This window comes from Bradyrhizobium sp. DOA1, assembly GCF_001593325.1.
GTDB lineage: Bacteria > Pseudomonadota > Alphaproteobacteria > Rhizobiales > Xanthobacteraceae > Bradyrhizobium.
In genome coordinates, this window is the sequence record NZ_JXJM01000001.1 from 6,542,589 (window position 1) to 6,544,226 (window position 1,638).

Here is a 1,638-nt window from a genome sequence, read left to right on the forward strand (position 1 = left end):
GCTCGCGGCAGCATCGCGTTCGGCCTTGGCGACGGCCTGAACCTTGAACTCCTCGACCGCGCCGGCCATCTCGCCGATCTCGTCCTTGCGCCCCAAGCCCGGCAGCACGACGTCGAAATTGCCCGAGGCCAGCTCCCGCATCGCCTTGCACATCGCGATCATCGGACGCGAGATGCCGTTTCCGAGCATCCAGGCCAGCACGGCACCGATGGCAAGGCCACCCAGCGCCAACATCAGCATCAACTGCTCGGTCTCCACGATCGTCGCATTGGCACCCGCCTCGATGCGCTGCTGGTCAGCCGTCAGGTCCGAGCGCAGCTCGGCCGAGAGCTTGAGGATGGACGCCGCCGTCTTGGTCATCTCGCCGTTCGACTTGACGATGACTTTCACGTTCTCGGTCAGCTTGGCGAAGGAGGTGCGGTACTGCTTCAGCAGATTGCCGATCTCGGTGACGCGGTCGGTGATCTTCTGGTCGTTGGCGTAGATCGAGACCAGCAAGGTCTCCAGGAACTTGATGCGGGCGATGACGCCGTCGGCGGTCTTCGGCTCCGGCTTGGCAACGAAGGCGCTGACCGAGGTGGAGACCGCGAGATATTGCGAGGTGACGTCCTTGGCCGTGGTCTGGACCGATGCGAGCCCTGCCAGCGCGGCGCTATCTGCGAGATCGTCGAACTTGAAGCGGATCTTGTTGCCCACGCTGTTGAGCTCGTCGGCCGCGATCTTGTTGTTCTCGCGCGTCAGGATGATGATCTCGCCGAACACCTTCGTGAAGCGCTGGAATTCCGCCTCGAGCTTGCCGACCTGCTCGCGGCGGGCGGCGCCGGTCGTGGCGGCCATCGACTTGCCGATCGCGCTCCTCAGATTCTCTTCCGCCGCCTTGGCCGCGGTTTCGTCGTCGGCCGCGCCCGTCAACGTATAGGCCCGTGCCAGCCCCTGATAGGCAATCAGCTCGCGATCGACCGTCCGGGCGAGATCGGCTTCGGATACGCTGGTCCGGTAGGAGGCCACGGCGCCTGCGATCCGTTCGAAACCGAAAAAGGCGAAAGCCATGCTGACGGCGAGGATGGCGAGCACCGCCACGAAGCCGAGGATGATTTTCGCGCGAAAGCGCAGATTGAGCAGACCAGACTTGCTCGACTTCGACTTGACCGACATTCCCCCACCCCATTCCATTCGCGGAAAACCAGGCGCAGCCCGGAAGCAGCCCGCTTCCCGACTCTGCGGCACGTTACGGGGCAAAGGATAAGCTGTGGTAAATTTGTGGCACCGCGACTGGCGGTAGAGCGAGACGATGAATTGTTAAGGCGCGTTTCCTCGCGATGTTGCAAATGAGGTGGCGCCCCTCGCTCCGCCGTCGTCTCGGACAAGCGGAGTGTGGAGCGATAGCCGCACGCTTAATGCGCAGCGCCTTACGCAGCCCTGATGTTCGCCATGAAGCGGTCGAGCTCGGCGCGCAGGCGGGTACTTTCGCTGGACAGCGTCTTGGCCGAATGCAGCACCTCCTCCGAGGCCGAGCCGGTCTCGGCGGCGCCGCGGTTGACCTCGCCGATGTCAGTGGCGGCGGTCTGGGTCCCTTGCGCGACGGTCTGGACGCTGCGCGCAATCTCCTGCGTTGCCGCGCCCTGCTGCTCCACGGCA

General features: G+C 64.3%; 1 protein-coding gene and 1 pseudogene. Both read right to left on the bottom strand.

From position 1 onward, the window contains the following. A partial coding sequence (locus SE91_RS30265) for a HAMP domain-containing protein (RefSeq protein ID WP_197489540.1) occupies positions 1-1,155 on the bottom strand: 1,155 nt, incomplete at its 3' end. 254 nt (positions 1,156-1,409) lie between these two features. After that, positions 1,410-1,638: pseudogene (locus SE91_RS30270) on the bottom strand (methyl-accepting chemotaxis protein); the annotation flags it as partial.